The organism is Bradyrhizobium sp. NDS-1, assembly GCF_032918005.1.
GTDB classification, from domain to species: domain Bacteria; phylum Pseudomonadota; class Alphaproteobacteria; order Rhizobiales; family Xanthobacteraceae; genus Bradyrhizobium; species Bradyrhizobium tunisiense.
In genome coordinates, this window is record NZ_CP136628.1 from 4,273,133 (window position 1) to 4,288,686 (window position 15,554).

The 15,554-nt window shown below is 64.5% G+C and carries 13 protein-coding genes; 4 read left to right on the forward strand and 9 right to left on the reverse strand.

Features of this window, described 5'->3' with window-relative positions:
• Nucleotides 1-26: 26 nt before the first annotated feature.
• The 4 genes from RX330_RS20160 to RX330_RS20175 form a co-directional block, all read right to left on the reverse strand.
• Complete coding sequence (locus tag RX330_RS20160; RefSeq protein ID WP_317239541.1) at nucleotides 27-758, reverse strand: ABC transporter ATP-binding protein; 732 nt, start codon at nucleotides 756-758, stop codon at nucleotides 27-29.
• A complete protein-coding gene (locus RX330_RS20165) occupies nucleotides 751-2,421 on the reverse strand; it encodes a branched-chain amino acid ABC transporter ATP-binding protein/permease (protein WP_317239542.1) in 1,671 nt (556 codons plus the stop codon). Before RX330_RS20165 ends, RX330_RS20160 begins: the two co-directional genes overlap by 8 nt.
• Nucleotides 2,418-3,293: a branched-chain amino acid ABC transporter permease gene (locus RX330_RS20170; RefSeq protein ID WP_317239543.1), complete on the reverse strand. Its 876-nt coding sequence runs from the start codon at nucleotides 3,291-3,293 to the stop codon at nucleotides 2,418-2,420. Before RX330_RS20170 ends, RX330_RS20165 begins: the two co-directional genes overlap by 4 nt.
• Before the next feature lie 64 nt (nucleotides 3,294-3,357).
• Nucleotides 3,358-4,572: an amino acid ABC transporter substrate-binding protein gene (locus tag RX330_RS20175; RefSeq protein ID WP_317239544.1), complete on the reverse strand. Its 1,215-nt coding sequence runs from the start codon at nucleotides 4,570-4,572 to the stop codon at nucleotides 3,358-3,360.
• Here RX330_RS20175 and RX330_RS20180 point away from each other — a divergent pair.
• The 4 genes from RX330_RS20180 (at nucleotide 4,571) to RX330_RS20195 (ending at nucleotide 10,805) form a co-directional block, all read left to right on the forward strand.
• Nucleotides 4,571-5,692, forward strand: a complete 1,122-nt coding sequence (locus tag RX330_RS20180) for a helix-turn-helix domain-containing protein (protein ID WP_317239545.1) — start codon at nucleotides 4,571-4,573, stop codon at nucleotides 5,690-5,692. The genes RX330_RS20175 and RX330_RS20180 overlap by 2 nt on opposite strands.
• A gap of 503 nt (nucleotides 5,693-6,195) precedes the next feature.
• The gene (locus RX330_RS20185; protein ID WP_212085349.1) at nucleotides 6,196-7,227 is read left to right on the forward strand and encodes a TRAP transporter substrate-binding protein; all 1,032 of its coding nucleotides are present in this window, start codon (nucleotides 6,196-6,198) and stop codon (nucleotides 7,225-7,227) included.
• 15 nt (nucleotides 7,228-7,242) lie between these two features.
• Nucleotides 7,243-9,132 carry a TRAP transporter large permease subunit gene (locus tag RX330_RS20190; RefSeq protein ID WP_317239546.1) on the forward strand — a complete coding sequence of 630 codons (1,890 nt, stop codon included), beginning with the start codon at nucleotides 7,243-7,245 and terminating at the stop codon, nucleotides 9,130-9,132.
• Between the two features lie 23 nt (nucleotides 9,133-9,155).
• Nucleotides 9,156-10,805 (forward strand): acyl-CoA synthetase, encoded by a 1,650-nt coding sequence (locus tag RX330_RS20195; RefSeq protein WP_317239547.1) that lies wholly within the window; start codon nucleotides 9,156-9,158, stop codon nucleotides 10,803-10,805.
• Between the two features lie 60 nt (nucleotides 10,806-10,865).
• On the opposite strand, the gene RX330_RS20200 is transcribed toward RX330_RS20195, so the two are convergent.
• The 5 genes from RX330_RS20200 to RX330_RS20220 form a co-directional block, all read right to left on the reverse strand.
• Complete coding sequence (locus tag RX330_RS20200) at nucleotides 10,866-11,843, reverse strand: TRAP transporter substrate-binding protein (protein ID WP_212085355.1); 978 nt, start codon at nucleotides 11,841-11,843, stop codon at nucleotides 10,866-10,868.
• Between the two features lie 38 nt (nucleotides 11,844-11,881).
• Entirely contained in the window at nucleotides 11,882-13,195 is a 1,314-nt protein-coding gene (locus RX330_RS20205) for a TRAP transporter large permease (RefSeq protein ID WP_317239548.1), read from the reverse strand.
• A gap of 2 nt (nucleotides 13,196-13,197) precedes the next feature.
• Complete coding sequence (locus RX330_RS20210; protein ID WP_212085360.1) at nucleotides 13,198-13,746, reverse strand: TRAP transporter small permease; 549 nt, start codon at nucleotides 13,744-13,746, stop codon at nucleotides 13,198-13,200.
• Nucleotides 13,747-13,954: 208 nt separating this feature from the next.
• Complete coding sequence (locus RX330_RS20215) at nucleotides 13,955-14,752, reverse strand: MBL fold metallo-hydrolase (protein ID WP_317239549.1); 798 nt, start codon at nucleotides 14,750-14,752, stop codon at nucleotides 13,955-13,957.
• A 13-nt stretch (nucleotides 14,753-14,765) separates the two neighbouring features.
• Nucleotides 14,766-15,542 (reverse strand): TatD family hydrolase, encoded by a 777-nt coding sequence (locus RX330_RS20220; RefSeq protein ID WP_317239550.1) that lies wholly within the window; start codon nucleotides 15,540-15,542, stop codon nucleotides 14,766-14,768.
• Nucleotides 15,543-15,554 lie beyond the last annotated feature (12 nt).

Below are 15,554 nucleotides of genomic sequence, written 5' to 3' on the forward strand. Positions count from 1 at the left end.
GGATTCTCCATGGGGTGCTGGGAGGATTACGTTGGTGTCGGGGCGAGGCGCGCCTTGCCGAGATAGGCGCGCTGGATCTCGGGGTCGTTCTTCATGGCGCTCGCAGGTCCACTGCCGGCGTTGCGACCGGACTCGATCAGGTAGACCCGGTCGGCGATGTCGAGGCTCGCGCGTGCGTTCTGCTCGACCAGCAGAACACCGACGCCGCTGGCGCGGATCTGCGTTAGTGCGCGAAACATCTCGCGGCTGAGCAGAGGCGACAGGCCGAGCGAGGGTTCATCGAGCAGGAGGAGCCGCGGGTTCGACATCAGCGCGCGGCCGATCGCCACCATCTGCTGCTCGCCGCCGCTCATGGTGCGGACGGCCTGGGCCATGCGCTCGGCCAGGCGAGGGAATAGCTGCAGGATGTTTGCAAGCCGGGCGGCCTCGCCGGCCCGGGCGCGGGCTGGGTAGGCGCCGAGCTGCAAATTCTCGGCGACCGTCAGATCGCCGAAGACGCCGCGGCCTTCCGGCACCAAAGCGATGCCGCGCTCCACGATCAAATGGGCGGGCAGTTCGACGATGCTCTGTCCTTCGAATGTGATCCTCGCGCCCGGTGCGGGCCTGACCAGCCCGGCGATGCTCTTGAGCAAGGTGGACTTGCCAGCGCCGTTGGCGCCGAGGATCGCGACGATCTCGCCCTGTTCGATGCGCAGGGCGATGTCGGCCAAAGCCCGGTGCTTGCCGTAGAAGTGGGAGAGGGCGGTGACCTCAAGCATCGTCGACTCCGAGATAGGCGGCGACGACTTTTGGATCGGCCAAAACCTCGTCCGGAGTCCCGCGCGCGATCACGCTGCCGGCACTCATGACGATGCAATGGCCGCACAAGGCGCGGATCGCATCCATGACATGCTCGACCATGATGATGGTGAGACCGCGCTCGCGCAGCTTCGCGATCAGTGCGATGCCGGTTTCGAGCTCGCTCGGGTTGAGCCCCGCCAGCCATTCGTCGAGCAGCACGAGGCGAGGCTGCAGCGCCAGTGCGCGGGCAAGCTCCAGCCGCTTCTGGTCGATATAGGTCAGATCACCTGCGGGCGCTTCGTGCATGGTGCCGAGCCCGACCAGATCCAGCAGCTCGCCTGCGGTTGCGTCCGAGCCGTTCGACGTGGAGAACAGCCGCGCCGCGGCGACGTTCTCGGCGACGGTCAGGTCTGGCATCACGCGTACCAGCTGGAAGGTACGGGCAAGGCCCAGGCGCGCGATCCGGTGCGCGCGCAGACCATTGAGCACGGTGCCACAGAAGCGGATCGTGCCCGATGAGGGATTCAAGGCGCCGGACAGCGTATTGAGAAGCGTGGTCTTGCCGGAGCCGTTCGGGCCGATGATGCCGACGATCTCGCCGGCGGCGACCTTGAAGCTGACGTCGTCGACCGCGCGCAGCCCGCTGAACGACTTGCTGACGCCGTCGACCGCGAGAAGCGGTGTAGCCGTTGTGCGGGTGGAAGCGACCGCGGGGCCTCCTGCCGGGACGCGCCAGCGCCCGACCCCGAACAGTCCGATCACCCCGTTCGGCAGCACCACGACAATGAGCACGAAGATGAGGCCGAGCACGATGCTGAAATGATTGGGCAGCGTCGCGGTCAGAACCTCGAACAGCAGGACCAGCGGAATGACGCCCAGCACAGGCCCGAACAGCGAGCCGGCGCCGCCCAGCAAGGCCATGATCACGACTTGGAACGAGATGGTCGGATTGAACGCGATGGCCGGATCGATATAGGTCCAGCGCGGCGCCATCACCGCGCCGGTCACGGCCATGAAGGTCGCGCTCAAGATGAAGACGCCGAGCTTGACCCGAGTCGCATCGATGCCGGAATGGCTGGCCGCAGTCTCGTCGGCACCGATGGCGCGCAGGGCCAGCCCGTATCGCGACCGCCCGAGCAGCCAGCCCACCGGGAAGACGATCGCGGTCAAGCCCAGGAGCTGCCAATAGAGGATGTCCTGCGTCACGGCGCTGAAGAGATAGCGGCCGACCGATTTGTGGATGTTGACCTCGTACCAGATCACCAGCTGCCGGATCAGCTCCGCAAGCCCGAAGGAGAAGATCACGAAATAGATGCCTGATAGTCGCAGCGTCGAGAGTCCGGTGATTGCGGCGGTGAGTGCGCCGACGCCGGCCGCGGCAAACAGCACGACCGGCCAGGGCATTGCTTCGCCCAGTACCGCGGCGGTGTAGGCGCCGAGGCCGAAGAAGGCGACGGTCGCGAGCGAGATGTAGCGGGTGGGGCCTGAGAACATCGCCCAAGCGGTTGCCAGAATCGTGAAGTAAAGGACGCTGATGCCGAGCGCGAGATAATAGCCGTTGGCATAGACAGGGTAGGTGACGACAGCCGCAGCCACGGCGAGGCCAGCGCTCCACAGCAATGCGCGCATGAGCCCGGTCATGACGCAACTCTCCCGAACAGGCCGGTGGGTCTGATCAGCAGCACGGCGAGAAACAGCGCATAGGTCGCCGCCAGCGTCAGGCCCGGATCGACCAGCCGCGCCACCGCGGTTTCGACCACGCCGAGCAGCAGTCCCGCAACCAACGCGCCCATCACGTTGCCGACGCCGCCCATTATGACGACGACCAGCGCCTTCATGGTGAAGACCACGCCCATGGCGGCGTTGAAGGTGAGGAACATGCTGACCAACACGCCGCCGACGGCCACAAGGCCGCCACCGAACGCAAAGGCCAGCCCCGACAGCGCCGCCACGTCGATCCCGACGAGCCGCGCGGCATTCGGATCCACCGCGATGGCGCGGACGGCAGTCCCGATCCGGGTGCGGGTGAGGGCGAGATACACAGCGCCGCCGACCAGGGCCGCGAACAGCAGCGCGACCAGGCGGTTGACCGCAAGCGTCGAGCCCATGATCGTCAGCGGAATTGAGAGGTAGCTGTAGCTGTAATACTGGCCGCCGAAGGCGACCAGCATGGCGCCCTGGACCACGAACAGGACGCCGAAGGTGACGAGGATGCTGTCGATCTCCTGCGCGCCTCTGTCCTTGCCCCGCCGCGCCAGGCGCTCCAGCAGGAAGCGATAGAGCAGCCAGTTCAGCAGCATCGCAACCGGGACGGCCAACAGCAGCGCCGCCAGCGGGCTGAGGCCGAGGCCGCTGTAGAGCGAGAACGCGCCGAAGGCGGCGGCGACGAGCGACTCCCCGTAGGAGAGATTCATGATCCTGGCTACGCCATATTGCAGCGTCAGCCCGAGCGCGATCAGCGCGTACATGCCGCCGAGCACGAGGCCCGGCAGGACGATGTCGACAAGCAGCATGAAAGGGTGTCCCTGGTGGACGGCGCCAGGCCTCGCAGCGCAAGGCCTGGCCGCCAAGCTTGTCCTATTGCCACTGCGCCTTCGGCACGACCGGCGCACGCGCGCCGGAAAGCGAGGCAGGCGCGAGGGCGTAGAATTCGCCGTTCTGCCACTGGCCGACGCTCCAGATCTCCTGAAGCAGCCCATCCTTCAGCTTGACCTTGCCGATGATGGTGTCGAACGTGCCCGAACGGATCTCCGCTGCGACCGCAGCGCGATCGATCTTGCCGACCTTCTCGATCGCCTGCTGGAGCACTTGCAGGCTCGCATAGGTGATCGAGCTCGCCCAGCGATCAGGCTCCTTGCCGGTCGCAGCCTTGTGGCGCGCGAGATAGTCCTTCAGCTGCGGCGAGTCTGCGTTCCAGCCGCCGATCCCCATCACGCCGTCGCTGTTGGCTGCGAACTTGCCCTTGTACAGCGGGAAGGCGGTACCGACGCCGACGTAAAAGACTTTGGGGTTGAACTTCAGGAGCTGCGCCTGCTCCGTCAGCGCGATCGTATCCGGCGGATAGCTGAAGGCGACGAACGCGTCCGGGTTGGCCGCGATGGCGTCTTTCAGCAGCGGCTGGAGATCCTGCGTTCCCATCGGATAAGTCTTGTCATAGGCGAGCGTGAAGCCTTGCTTCTTGAAAGCTTCGCGGCCCGCAGCGGAGAGCTCGATGCCGAACTGATCGGCGATGCTGACCATCGCGATGTTGGGCCCGATCTTGCCTTCGCTCTTCAGCTTGCCGAGCAGGTCGGCAAGCGCCGCGGAAATCTGCGCCGACGTCCCCAGCCAGAATGTCGCGTTCGACCAGCGCTTGGCAAGCTCCGGCGCCTTGTCGGTGACCGACGTGACCGCGAGGTGAGGGTAGCCGAGACGGTTCAGCGTCGGTCCGACCGCAAGGTTGAGGCCCGTGCCCCAGGGCGAAAGAATGAAATCGACCTTGTCCTGGTTGGCGAGGCGCTCGATCGCCTTGACGGCTTCCTCAGAGCTGCTGCGGTCGTCGTATTCGACCACTTCGATCGGCAGCTTCTTGTCGCCCAGCTTGATGCCGCCGGCGGCATTCACGTCCTTCACCCACAGCTCGTAATTGGGCAGGGTGGTGATACCGGCGCCGCCGGCATAAGGACCCGTCTTGGAAATGGCATAGCCCATCCGGATCTTCTCCTGCGCCTCGGCCGTCAAGACTCCCAGCGCCGTCACGACCGCCACCAAACCAGTGACGCGCAGCAACGTTCGACGGTTCGCGGAAAACATGTCGATCCTCCCTCGTGTTTCACTCAAGCGATTGTTCGCTAGCGATGCGAATGGTCGTTCCTCTTGGCCTGATTTCTTCGGCGCAGCTTCGTTGAGCCGGCCGCGACCAGGACTTGACCTAGCAAGCACCGCGCGGTTTGTTCGCACAATGGACAATCCCGGTGAAAGATTGGACGTTTCTGGTCTGAGCGGGCAGCTGCGTCGAGACGTCGCGGGGACCCCAACGACGGCCGCAAGCGGCGCCGCGCCCATCAGGGCGGAGCTGATCCGCTCGCATTATGTTGCGCGCCGCTGGATGTTGGCTTCGAAAACCGCCCGGCCGTTCATCCACCTGCTCTGTCTGCACGGCGCCGCAATTGTCGAGGTCGGGAGCCCCGGCAGGCCGATGTCCCTGAGCGGACCCGCCATCGTCTGGCTCCCGGCAGGATCAGCCGAATGGCTGGAAGTGCCGGCTGGGGCGGCCGCCGAACTACTGCAATTACGGGCGGGCGTGTGGCATCGCTATCTGCCGCCCTCGGCCGAACCTGCTTATCTCGCGCTCGAAGCAGCCCGAGGCATCATGGCGCTGCCGGTCGAGCCTGAGCTCGTGACTACGATGTCTCGGTCCATCGCGTCGATTGCGGCCGAGATAGCCGCGCCGGCGCGTAGCGCTGCGGCATCGATCATGTCGGCCGAGCTGACGCTATGCGTGCTGCGCTTCTGGCGGCTGTTCGCGGGCGACAACGAGCGGGAGGAGGAGGGCACCAGCACTGAGATATTGAGCCGCTTCCGCCGGCTGCTCGAAGAGCGATACCAGCAGCATCTGCGCGTCAGCGATTACGCCAATCTTCTCGGCGTGACGCCGGATCGCCTGCACGCGCTGTGCAGCCGCGAGCTGAAGCGTTCGCCGAGCGAGCTGATCCAGCAACGCGTCCTCAAGGAAGCCGCCACGCGGCTCGAGGCCGGAACCACGGCGGTCAAGCAGATCGCGTTCGCGCTCGGCTTCAAGGACACCGCATACTTCAGCCGGTTCTTCCGCAAGCACACCGGCGAGGCACCGGGCGTCTGGCGCCGGCGCGTCGCGGCGCGCGAGAGAGCCGGACGATCGAGGCCGACGCTGAATTTTGCCGACTGGCCGTGAGCACCGCACGTGACGGAGCGATCGCCTCGGAGCCCAACCTCAATGCGGGATTTCGAATCCTGGCCGCCTGCAAAGCACTGGCTGAATCCACGCCGTTGGCCCGCCGGACGCTGCCTTCGGAGGAGGTCGGACGCCGCCCTGAGCGGCCTGGGTTCGACTTGCAGGAACAACCATGCCCATATCCGTAATTCGCATAAGGTATATTATGGAATATATTTATATACAATCAGATCAGTCATTTAGGCGGAGTTCTTTCCATCACACCTTCGCCCAGCCCGATTTTGGGTCTGCGCTCCCACCGTCACTCAGCTCTTGACGGCTCCTGTGCATGGGGTTGTTTTTCAGATTTTGAATCGGATCGATCTCTTCGAAAGCCGATATTGCGGTGACCTTGTCCGGCTGCAATAAGCGAGGCCTCGCGAGATCGCTGATGACCTTCTGACCTCCCGTCCGTATAGGTTTGCATCTCAGAACAACAACAAACCTTCCGAGGAAGCAGACCCATGGTCTTTTCAACGCGCTTTTCCCGACGCACGCTTCTCAAGGCCTCCGCCGCGACCGCGGTCCTGGGCGGCATCGGTGCGCCCCATGTGGCCCGCGCGCAGAGCGCCGAGTTCACCTACAAATATGCCAACAACCTGCCCGACACCCATCCGCTGAACGTCCGCGCCAAGGAGATGGCGGCGGCGATCAAGTCCGAGACCAACGGCAAGTTCGACCTCCAGATCTTCCCGAACAACCAGCTCGGGTCGGACACCGACATGCTGAGCCAGATCCGCTCCGGCGGCGTCGAGTTCTTCACGCTGTCCGGCCTGATCCTGTCGACCCTGGTGCCGGCCGCATCCATCAACGGCATCGGCTTCGCGTTCCCGGACTACGACACGGTCTGGAAGGCCATGGACGGCGACCTCGGCGCCCATGTCCGCGGCGAGATCAAGAAGGCCGGCCTCGAGGTCATGGACAAGATCTGGGACAACGGCTTCCGCCAGACCACCTCGTCGAGCAAGCCGATCACCGGTCCCGACGACCTCAAGGGCTTCAAGATCCGCGTGCCGGTGTCGCCGCTGTGGACCTCGATGTTCAAGGCGTTCGACGCGGCGCCCGCCTCGATCAATTTCAGCGAGGTCTATTCGGCGCTCCAGACCAAGATCGTCGAAGGCCAGGAAAACCCGCTGGCGATTATCTCGACCGCCAAGCTCTACGAGGTGCAGAAGTACTGCTCGCTGACCAACCACATGTGGGATGGCTTCTGGTTCCTCGCCAACCGCAGAGCCTGGGAAAAGCTGCCGCAGGACGTGCGCACCATCGTCGCCAAGAACATCAACGGCGCCGCCATCAAGGAGCGCGAGGATACCGCCAAGCTCAACGCCAACCTGCAGCAGGAGCTCGCGTCCAAGGGCCTGACTTTCAATCAGCCGGCCGTGGCGCCGTTCCGCGACAAGCTGCGCACCGCCGGCTTCTATGCCGAGTGGAAGGGCAAATATGGCGACCAGGCCTGGGACCTGCTGGAAAAGGCCGTGGGCAAGCTGTCGTAACGCATCGGGGCCGTTATGGCTCATCTCGAGGCCGAGGTGATCGAAGTGGCGGGCGAGGCGACTGTTCAGTCCCCTCGCCGACCTTCGTTGCTAGCATCGCTCGAGCGCGTTCTCGGTCTGATCGTCGAAATTCCGACGGCCGCCCTCGTCGTCGCCGAGATCGTGATCCTGTTTGCCGGCGTGGTGGCGCGCTACGGTCTGCACCGGCCGCTGATATGGTCGGACGAGCTGGCCTCGATCCTGTTCCTGTGGCTTGCCATGCTGGGCGCGGCGGTTGCGTTCCGCCGCTCCGAGCACATGCGCATGACGGCCATCGTGGCCAGCGCAAGGCCGGCGATGCGGGCCTATCTCGATCTGGTCGCGACCGCAGCGGCGCTGGCATTCCTGGCGCTGATCGTCTGGCCGTCCGGCGATTATGCCTATGAGGAAAGCTACATCACCACGCCCGCGCTGCAGATCTCCAATATGTGGCGCGCTGCCGCGCTGCCGGCCGGCATCGGCCTGATGGCGGCCTTTGCCTTGCTGCGGCTGCTGCGCGCGGCCGATTACCGGATGGTCGCGGCTGCCGTGCTGTCGGTCACCGTCCTCATCGGCCTGTTCTGGCTGGCGGAGCCGTTGCTGCGGCCGCTCGGCAATCTCAACCTCGTCATCTTCTTCGTCGGCGTCGCCGGCTTCTGCGTCTTCGCCGGCGTTCCCATTGCGTTCGGCTTTGGTCTTGCCATCTTCGGCTATCTGGCGCTGACCACGCACACACCTGTGATGGTGCTGGTCGGGCGGATGGACGAGGGCATGAGCCATCTCATCCTGCTCTCCGTGCCGCTGTTCGTGTTCCTGGGGCTCCTGATCGAGATGACCGGCATGGCACGCGCCATGGTGGCGTTCCTGGCGAGCCTGCTCGGACATGTCCGCGGCGGGCTGCATTATGTGCTGGTCGGCGCCATGTACCTGGTCTCCGGCATCTCCGGCGCAAAGGCTGCCGACATGGCGGCTGTCGCGCCCGTGCTGTTCCCGGAGATGAAACAGCGTGGCGCCAAGCCCGGCGATCTCGTCGCGCTTCTGGCAGCGACGGGAGCCCAGACCGAGACCATTCCGCCGAGCCTGGTGCTGATCACGATCGGCTCGGTGACAGGCGTTTCGATCGCGGCGCTGTTCACCGGCGGCCTGCTCCCTGGCGTCGTGCTCGCGATCACGCTCTGCATGCTGGTGTGGTGGCGCTATCGCCATGAGGACATGAGCCACGTGCGCCGCGCCACGGGGGGTGAGATCGGCAAGACCTTCATCGTCGCCCTGCCCGCGCTCGCACTGCCCTTCGTGATCCGCTACGCCGTGGTCGAGGGCATCGCGACCGCGACCGAGGTCTCCACCATCGGCATCGTCTATGGCGCTCTCGTCGGCCTCCTCGTCTACCGCCGGTTCGACTGGTCGCGGCTGTTTCCGATGCTGGTCGAAACTGCGGCGCTGTCGGGTGCGATCCTCCTCATCATCGGCACGGCGACCGGCATGGCCTGGGGCCTGACGCAATCCGGCTTCTCGCGCTCGCTGGCCGCGGCCATGACCGGATTGCCCGGGGGAGCGGCGACCTTCATCGCCGTCTCGATCCTGGCCTTCGTCATCCTCGGCAGCGTGCTGGAGGGCATCCCGGCGATCGTGCTGTTCGGGCCGCTGCTGTTCCCGATCGCCCGCGCTGTCGGCGTGCACGAGGTGCACTATGCCATGGTGATCATTCTGGCGATGGGTATCGGGCTATTCGCCCCGCCGTTCGGTGTCGGCTATTATGCCGCCTGCGCCATCGGACGCGTCGATCCGGCCGAAGGCATCAGGCCGATTTGGGGCTATCTGTTGGCGTTGCTGGTGGGATTGATCATCGTTGCGATCTTCCCCTGGATCTCGATCGGATTCCTTTGAGGCGCGGTTTAAGGAGGGTGTCGATGAGTGAGCGGCAGAACCAGTACAATATCGGCCTCGACAAGACCCCCGCCAACTACGTGCCGTTGAGCCCGCTGAGCTTCCTGGCGCGTAGCGCCGCGGTCTATCCCGATCACGTCAGCACGGTCTATGAAGGCTGCAGCTTCACATGGGCGCAGACCCATGAGCGCTGCAAGCGCTTTGCGTCCTGGCTCGCCAGCAAAGGCATCGGCGTCGGCGACACCGTGGCGGCGATGCTGCCGAACATCCCGGCGATGAACGAGGCGCATTTCGCCGTGCCCATGACGGGCGCCGTGCTCAACGCCCTCAACATCCGTCTCGATGCACCTTCGATCGGATTTCAGCTCGAGCATGGCGGCGCCAGGATCATCCTGGTCGATCCGGAATTCTCGGGCGTCATCACCGACGCGCTGGCGCAGATGAAGGGGCCCAAGCCGCTCGTCGTCGACGTCGACGACGCATCGTTCAAGGGCGGCAAGCGCATCGGCGAGATCGAGTACGAGGCAGCCGTCGCCCAGGGCGATCCAGGCTTCGCGGCGATCACGCCGGGCGACGAATGGGACGCGATCGCGCTGAGCTACACCTCGGGCACGACAGGCAATCCCAAGGGCGTCGTGACCCATCATCGCGGCGCCTATCTCAACGCCGTCAGCAATATCCTCGCCGGCAATCTCGGCCAGCATCCGGTCTATCTCTGGACGCTGCCCATGTTTCACTGCAACGGCTGGTGCTTCCCCTGGACCATCGCAGCCTCAGCCGGCATCAACGTCTGCCTGCGCAAGGTCGAGCCAACCAGGATCTTCGAGCTGATCAGGCAGCACGGCGTCACCCACATGTGCGGCGCGCCGATCGTCTACAACACGCTGATCAATGCTCCGGATGCGCCCAAAGGCAGTACGGCGCGCCGCGTTGTCGGCCTGATCGCGGGCGCAGCGCCGCCGGTCGCGGTGCTCGAAGGCGCCGAAAGCATCGGCATCAAGCTCACCCACGTCTACGGCCTGACCGAGGTCTACGGCCCCGCCTCCGTCTGTGCCGAGCAGCCCGGCTGGGACGAGCTTCCCGCGCCCGAGCGCGCGCGCATGAAGCGCCGGCAGGGCGTGCCCTACCCGCTCCAGGAAGCCGTCACCGTCATCAATCCGCAGACCATGCAAGAGGTGCCGCGTGACGGCGAGACCATCGGCGAGGTCATGTTCCGCGGCAACATCGTGATGAAGGGGTATCTCAAGAACGAGAAGGCGACCAAGGAAGCCTTCGAAGGCGGCTGGTTTCACACCGGCGATCTCGGCGTGCTCGACGAGCACGGCTACGTCATCATCAAGGACCGATCCAAGGACATCATCATTTCCGGCGGCGAGAACATCTCCTCGGTCGAGGTCGAGGACATCCTCTACAAGCACCCGGCGGTGCTGTTCGCCGCCGTGGTCGCAAAGCCCGATCCGAAATGGGGCGAAGTGCCCTGCGCCTTCGTCGAGCTGAAGGACGGCGCCAGCGCCAGCGAAGCCGATATCATCGCGTTCTGCCGCAGCCACATGTCGGGCTTCAAAACGCCGAAGGCGATCGTGTTCGGGCCCATCCCGAAGACGTCCACGGGCAAGATCCAGAAATTCCTGCTGCGCAACGAGGTGGGATCAGTGAACGCGATCTCGACCTGAGCGCGCTGCAAAGGATGGTCCGCCCGCACACCAGAAGGCGGCGGGCGGACGGCATCGTCCTCACATCTTCTTGTAGGCGTCGACTATGGCCTGACCGTCGGCCCCTGCCTTCTTGAGCCAGTCGGCCGTGAGCTGTTCGCCGATCTTCTGGAAGCCGGCCTTGAGTGCGGCGCTCGGCGGCTCGACATTCATGCCCTTGGCCTTGAGTTGATCGAGGTACCAGGTGCTCTTGTCCTGCCATGCCTTCCAGCCGCGGGTCTCCGCCGTTGCCGCCGCCTTGAGGATGGCCTCCTGGGTCGGCTTGTCGAGCGCGTCGAACGCGGCCTTGTTGACGAAGGTGTAGTTCTTCGGAATCCACGCCTGCACGTCGTAGAAGTACTTCAACGACTCCCAGGCCTTGGAGTCGTAGCCCGTGCCGCCAGACGACATGAAGGAATTCACCACGCCGGTCGCGAGCGCCTGCGGTAGCTCCGCAGCCTGGATCGTGACCGACTGCGCGCCGACCAGCTCGCCGATACGCGCGGTTCCGACATTGTAGGCGCGCCACTTCAGGCCCTTCATGTCTTCGATCGAGGCGAGCGGCTTGTTGACGTAGACGCCTTGCGGCGCCCACGGCACGACGAACAGCAGCTTGAGACCCTGTGCATCGAGCTTCTTGGCAATCGCGGGCTTGGAGGCCTGGTACAGCTTCGTCGCGTCCGGGAAGCTGGTCGCGAGGAACGGCACGACGTCGATGCCGAACAGCGGATCCTCGTTCTCGTGGATCGAGAGCAGCACCTCGCCCATCTGCGCCTGCCCGGTCACCACCGCGCGTTTGATGTCCGGAGCCTTGAACAGCGAGGCTCCGGGATGAACCGTGATCAATAGCTTGCCGGACGTGGCGGCATCGACGTCCTTGGCGAAGGCAACCAGGTTTTCGGAGTGCGGATTATCTGCTGGATAGGCTGCCGGCAGATTCCACTTGGTCTGGGCCAAAGCGGGTGTCGCAGCTGCCATGGCGCCAGCGATCAATGCTGCGCGATATAAACGAGACATCATCGGACTTCTCCTCACTGTATTCTGAAAACCGGGTACGATCAGTCTGGGAAAGCGAGCTTCGGCAGGAACATCACGATTTGCGGGTACTCCGTGATGATGAACACGGAGACGAGCAGCAGGACGAAGAACGGAAACGCTGCCCGCGCGACGGTGAAGGTGTCGCGCCCGCTCATGTTCTGTAGCACAAACAGATTGAATCCGACCGGCGGCGTGATCTGGGCCATCTCGACGTGAATGATGAGGTAGACGCCGAACCAGACCAGATCGAGACCGGCCTGCCTGACCATCGGCAGTACGATGACCGCAGTCAGAACGATCATTGAGATGCCGTCGATCAAGCAGCCGAGGATAATGTACATGACGCTCAGATACAGCGCGAGCATGCCCGGCGTGAGCTGCTGCCCCTCGACCCAGGTGGCGAGCGCGGCCGGAATGCCCGTATAGGCCATCGCGGCCGTGGTGTAGGCCGCGCCCGCCAGGATCAGCATGATCATGCAGGTCAGGCGCGTCGCGCTCATGATGCTCTCGAGGAAGTTCTTGCGCGTCAGCGTGCCGCTCCACCACGCCAGCAGCAGCGCGCCTGAGACGCCCCATGCGGCGCATTCGGTGGCGGTCGCGAAGCCCAGCACGAGCGAGAGGAAGACCGCCAGGATCAGCAGCAGGCAGGGCGCAAGCTTCGACGACTCGCGCAGCTTCTGCCGGAACGGCATCGGCGGATCGCGCGGCGGAACCTTCTTCGGGTTGAGCAGCGACCAGATGATGATGTAGCCCGAATAGAGCGCGATGACGAGCAATCCCGGCAGGAAACCGGCGAGAAACACTTGAAGCACGGAGACGTTCGCCGTGACCGCATACACCACCATCGGGATCGAGGGCGGAATCAACAGGCCGAGCGTGCCGGAGCCCGCGAGCGATCCGAGGCTCAGCTCCTTGTCATAGCCTCGCTTGTCGAGTTCCGGCAGCGCGATCTTGCCGATCGTCGCGCAGGTCGCGGCCGACGAGCCCGACACCGCTGCAAAGATGCCGCAGCCGATCACGTTCACATGCGTGAGCCGCCCCGGCAACCACTGCACCCAGGGCGACAGGCCGCGGAACATCTCCTCCGACAATTTGGTGCGGAACAGAATCTCGCCCATCCAGATGAACAGCGGCAGCGCGGCCAGCGTCCACGACGAGCTGGCGCTCCAGGTGGTTGTGGCGAGCACCGAGCCGAGCGGCAGGCTCGTCGTCAGCGCCATCGCCACGAAGCCGACCAGCCCGAGCGAGACCGCAATCCAGACGCCGCTTCCGAGCAGCAGGATCATGACGCCGAGCAGGATGAACGACAGCTCGATCATGCCGAGATTGGCCATGGTCAACCTCCGCCGCCCTGCGAGATGCGCTCGATGAATTCGTCAGGCGTCTCGTCCGGCGAGCCCTTCTCGTAGCTCGGCCGGTCGCCGCCGACGACCCTCACCATTTCATCGATCATCGCAATCGAAAGGATCGCAAGCCCGCCGGCGAAGCCGAGCTGCGGAATCCAGAGCGGAAGTGCGACGACTCCCTGCGCAACGTCGTTGAACCGCCAGGAATCGTACGTCATCTGCACCGCATGACGCGTGAAATAGAGGATGAAGGCGGTGGCAATGCCGAGCGCAACGATCTCGGCGATCTGCTTGGTCCGCCCATGCAGATGCTCCAGCAGCAGGCCGACGCGGATCATCTCTCCGCGCTTGAAGGTGTGAGCGAGGCCGAGGAACGCCATCGCGGCCATGCACCATGACGCGAAATCGTCGCCGGCGGGAATGTTGATCGCAAATTGGCGCCCGACCGACATGGCCATCATGATTGCAAAGATGGCAACCAGGAAGACGCCCGCGGCGTAGCCGGCGCCGAGATAAAGGAGATCAAGCGCGCGTCGCACGAATCCCCCGGTCGTTACGTCGTCCCCTGTCACACCAACCCCATCATCGCACGAGGCTATCCCGGCCGGCCCGGCAATCAAGTATCGCCCGCCGCCGATCTGCCTCATCGTCCCTGGCTAACGCCTGCCTTTCAGACGTTAGATCAACATGATGGAGCCGATGCAAGCAAGGACTATGCCTGGGAGCGGCGGAATTTCTACCGCAAGTTCAGCGCGTCTCCAGCCGCAGCCCGTCGAAAGCGGGCACGACGCCGGCGGGCAGCGATTGCCGGATCACCTCGTAATCCACGTCGGCGGTCATATTGGTGATGACCGCCCGCTTCGGCTTGAACCGTTCGATCCAGGACAACGCGTCGTTGATGCTGAAATGGCTGACATGACTGGTGTAGCGCAAGCCGTCGACGATCCAGAGGTCCAGATTTTCCAGTGCACCCCAGCTCTCGCGCGGGATGTCGTTGAGGTCGGGCGTGTAGGCCGCATCCCCGATGCGATAGCCGAGCGCGGGAATGTTGCCATGCTGGACCAGAAAGGCGGTCATCGTTACGGCGCCCCCCTTTCCCAGGATGGTCTGGCTTTCGCCCGCTTCGATCGAATGCCGCGTCAGGATCGGCGGATAGTCGCTGCCCTCCGGCGAGATGAAGCAATAGGAGAACCGCGACAGGATGTCCTTAGCGGTCGACTGGTTGAAGTAGGTCGGAATACGACGGCGCATGTGCATCACGACCGAGCGCAGATCGTCCATGCCGTGGGTCTGGTCGGCGTGCTCGTGCGTCAGGAACACCGCGTCGATGTGATCGACATTGGTCGAGAGCAATTGCTCGCGCAGGTCCGGCGAGGTGTCGATCACGATGCGCGTGGTGCCGTGCTCAGAGGTCCGTTCGACCAGCAGCGAGCAGCGGCGACGGCGGTTCTTGGGATTGTTGGGATCGCAGGCGCCCCAGCCGAGCGCCGGGCGCGGCACACCGGCGGAGGAGCCGCAGCCCAGGATCGTCAGCGTTAGCGTCATGCGGCGTCCGATTTCAAGCTTTCACCTTCGAGAACAGGCGGAAGAAGTTTTCGCTGGTCTGGCGCGAGATCTCGTCAAGCGAAACGCCGCGCGTCTCGGCCAGCACTTTGGCGACCTCGACGACATAAGCCGGTTCGTTCCGTTTGCCCCGGAACTTGCCCGGCGCAAGATAGGGCGAGTCGGTTTCGACCAGGATACGATCGGACGGCAGTTCGGCCGCGAGCGCACGCAAGGTCTCCGATTTCTTGAAGGTCAGGATTCCCGTGAAACCGATATAGAGCCCGAGCGACACCGCCTTCAGCGCCAGCTCGCGTCCGCCCGTGTAACAATGCAGCACGGCGCGAAACGGTCCCTTTGCCGCCTCGTCTTCCAGGATGCGCGCGCAGTCTTCGTCGGCTTCGCGGGTGTGGATCACCAGCGGCAGGCCGGTCGCGCGGGCGGCGGCGATGTGAGCGCGAAAGCCCCTCGCCTGCGCGTCGGGTGAGCCGTTGTCGTAGAAATAGTCTAGCCCGGCCTCGCCGAGCGCGACGACCTTGGGATGCTCCGTCAACGCAACCAGCTCGTCCGGAGCGATGCCGTCTTCCTCGTCCGCGTTGTGGGGATGGGTGCCGACCGAGCAATAGACGTCGTCGTAGCGTTCGGCGATCGCGAGCAAGCCCTTCAGTCGCCGCACCCGCGTCGAGATCGTGACCATGCGCCCGATGCCGGCCGCTCGCGCCCGCGACACGATCCCGTCGAGATCTTCCGCAAAGTCCGGAAAGTCCAGATGGCAGTGGCTGTCGACCAGCATCGCGCGAGCGCC

Bases quoted from the DNA above. Each gene is read 5' to 3' on its own strand.
- RX330_RS20185 (WP_212085349.1), top strand. From the start codon at position 6,196: ATGGTCTTTTCAACGCGCTTTTCCCGACGCACGCTTCTCAAGGCCTCC.
- RX330_RS20160 (WP_317239541.1), bottom strand. From the start codon at position 758: ATGCTTGAGGTCACCGCCCTCTCCCACTTCTACGGCAAGCACCGGGCT.
- RX330_RS20200 (WP_212085355.1), bottom strand. From the start codon at position 11,843: ATGATGTCTCGTTTATATCGCGCAGCATTGATCGCTGGCGCCATGGCA.
- RX330_RS20215 (WP_317239549.1), bottom strand. From the start codon at position 14,752: ATGACGCTAACGCTGACGATCCTGGGCTGCGGCTCCTCCGCCGGTGTG.
- RX330_RS20180 (WP_317239545.1), top strand. From the start codon at position 4,571: ATGTCGATCCTCCCTCGTGTTTCACTCAAGCGATTGTTCGCTAGCGAT.
- RX330_RS20205 (WP_317239548.1), bottom strand. From the start codon at position 13,195: ATGGCCAATCTCGGCATGATCGAGCTGTCGTTCATCCTGCTCGGCGTC.
- RX330_RS20170 (WP_317239543.1), bottom strand. From the start codon at position 3,293: ATGCTGCTTGTCGACATCGTCCTGCCGGGCCTCGTGCTCGGCGGCATG.
- RX330_RS20175 (WP_317239544.1), bottom strand. From the start codon at position 4,572: ATGTTTTCCGCGAACCGTCGAACGTTGCTGCGCGTCACTGGTTTGGTG.
- RX330_RS20195 (WP_317239547.1), top strand. From the start codon at position 9,156: ATGAGTGAGCGGCAGAACCAGTACAATATCGGCCTCGACAAGACCCCC.
- RX330_RS20220 (WP_317239550.1), bottom strand. From the start codon at position 15,542: ATGCTGGTCGACAGCCACTGCCATCTGGACTTTCCGGACTTTGCGGAA.
- RX330_RS20190 (WP_317239546.1), top strand. From the start codon at position 7,243: ATGGCTCATCTCGAGGCCGAGGTGATCGAAGTGGCGGGCGAGGCGACT.
- RX330_RS20165 (WP_317239542.1), bottom strand. From the start codon at position 2,421: ATGACCGGGCTCATGCGCGCATTGCTGTGGAGCGCTGGCCTCGCCGTG.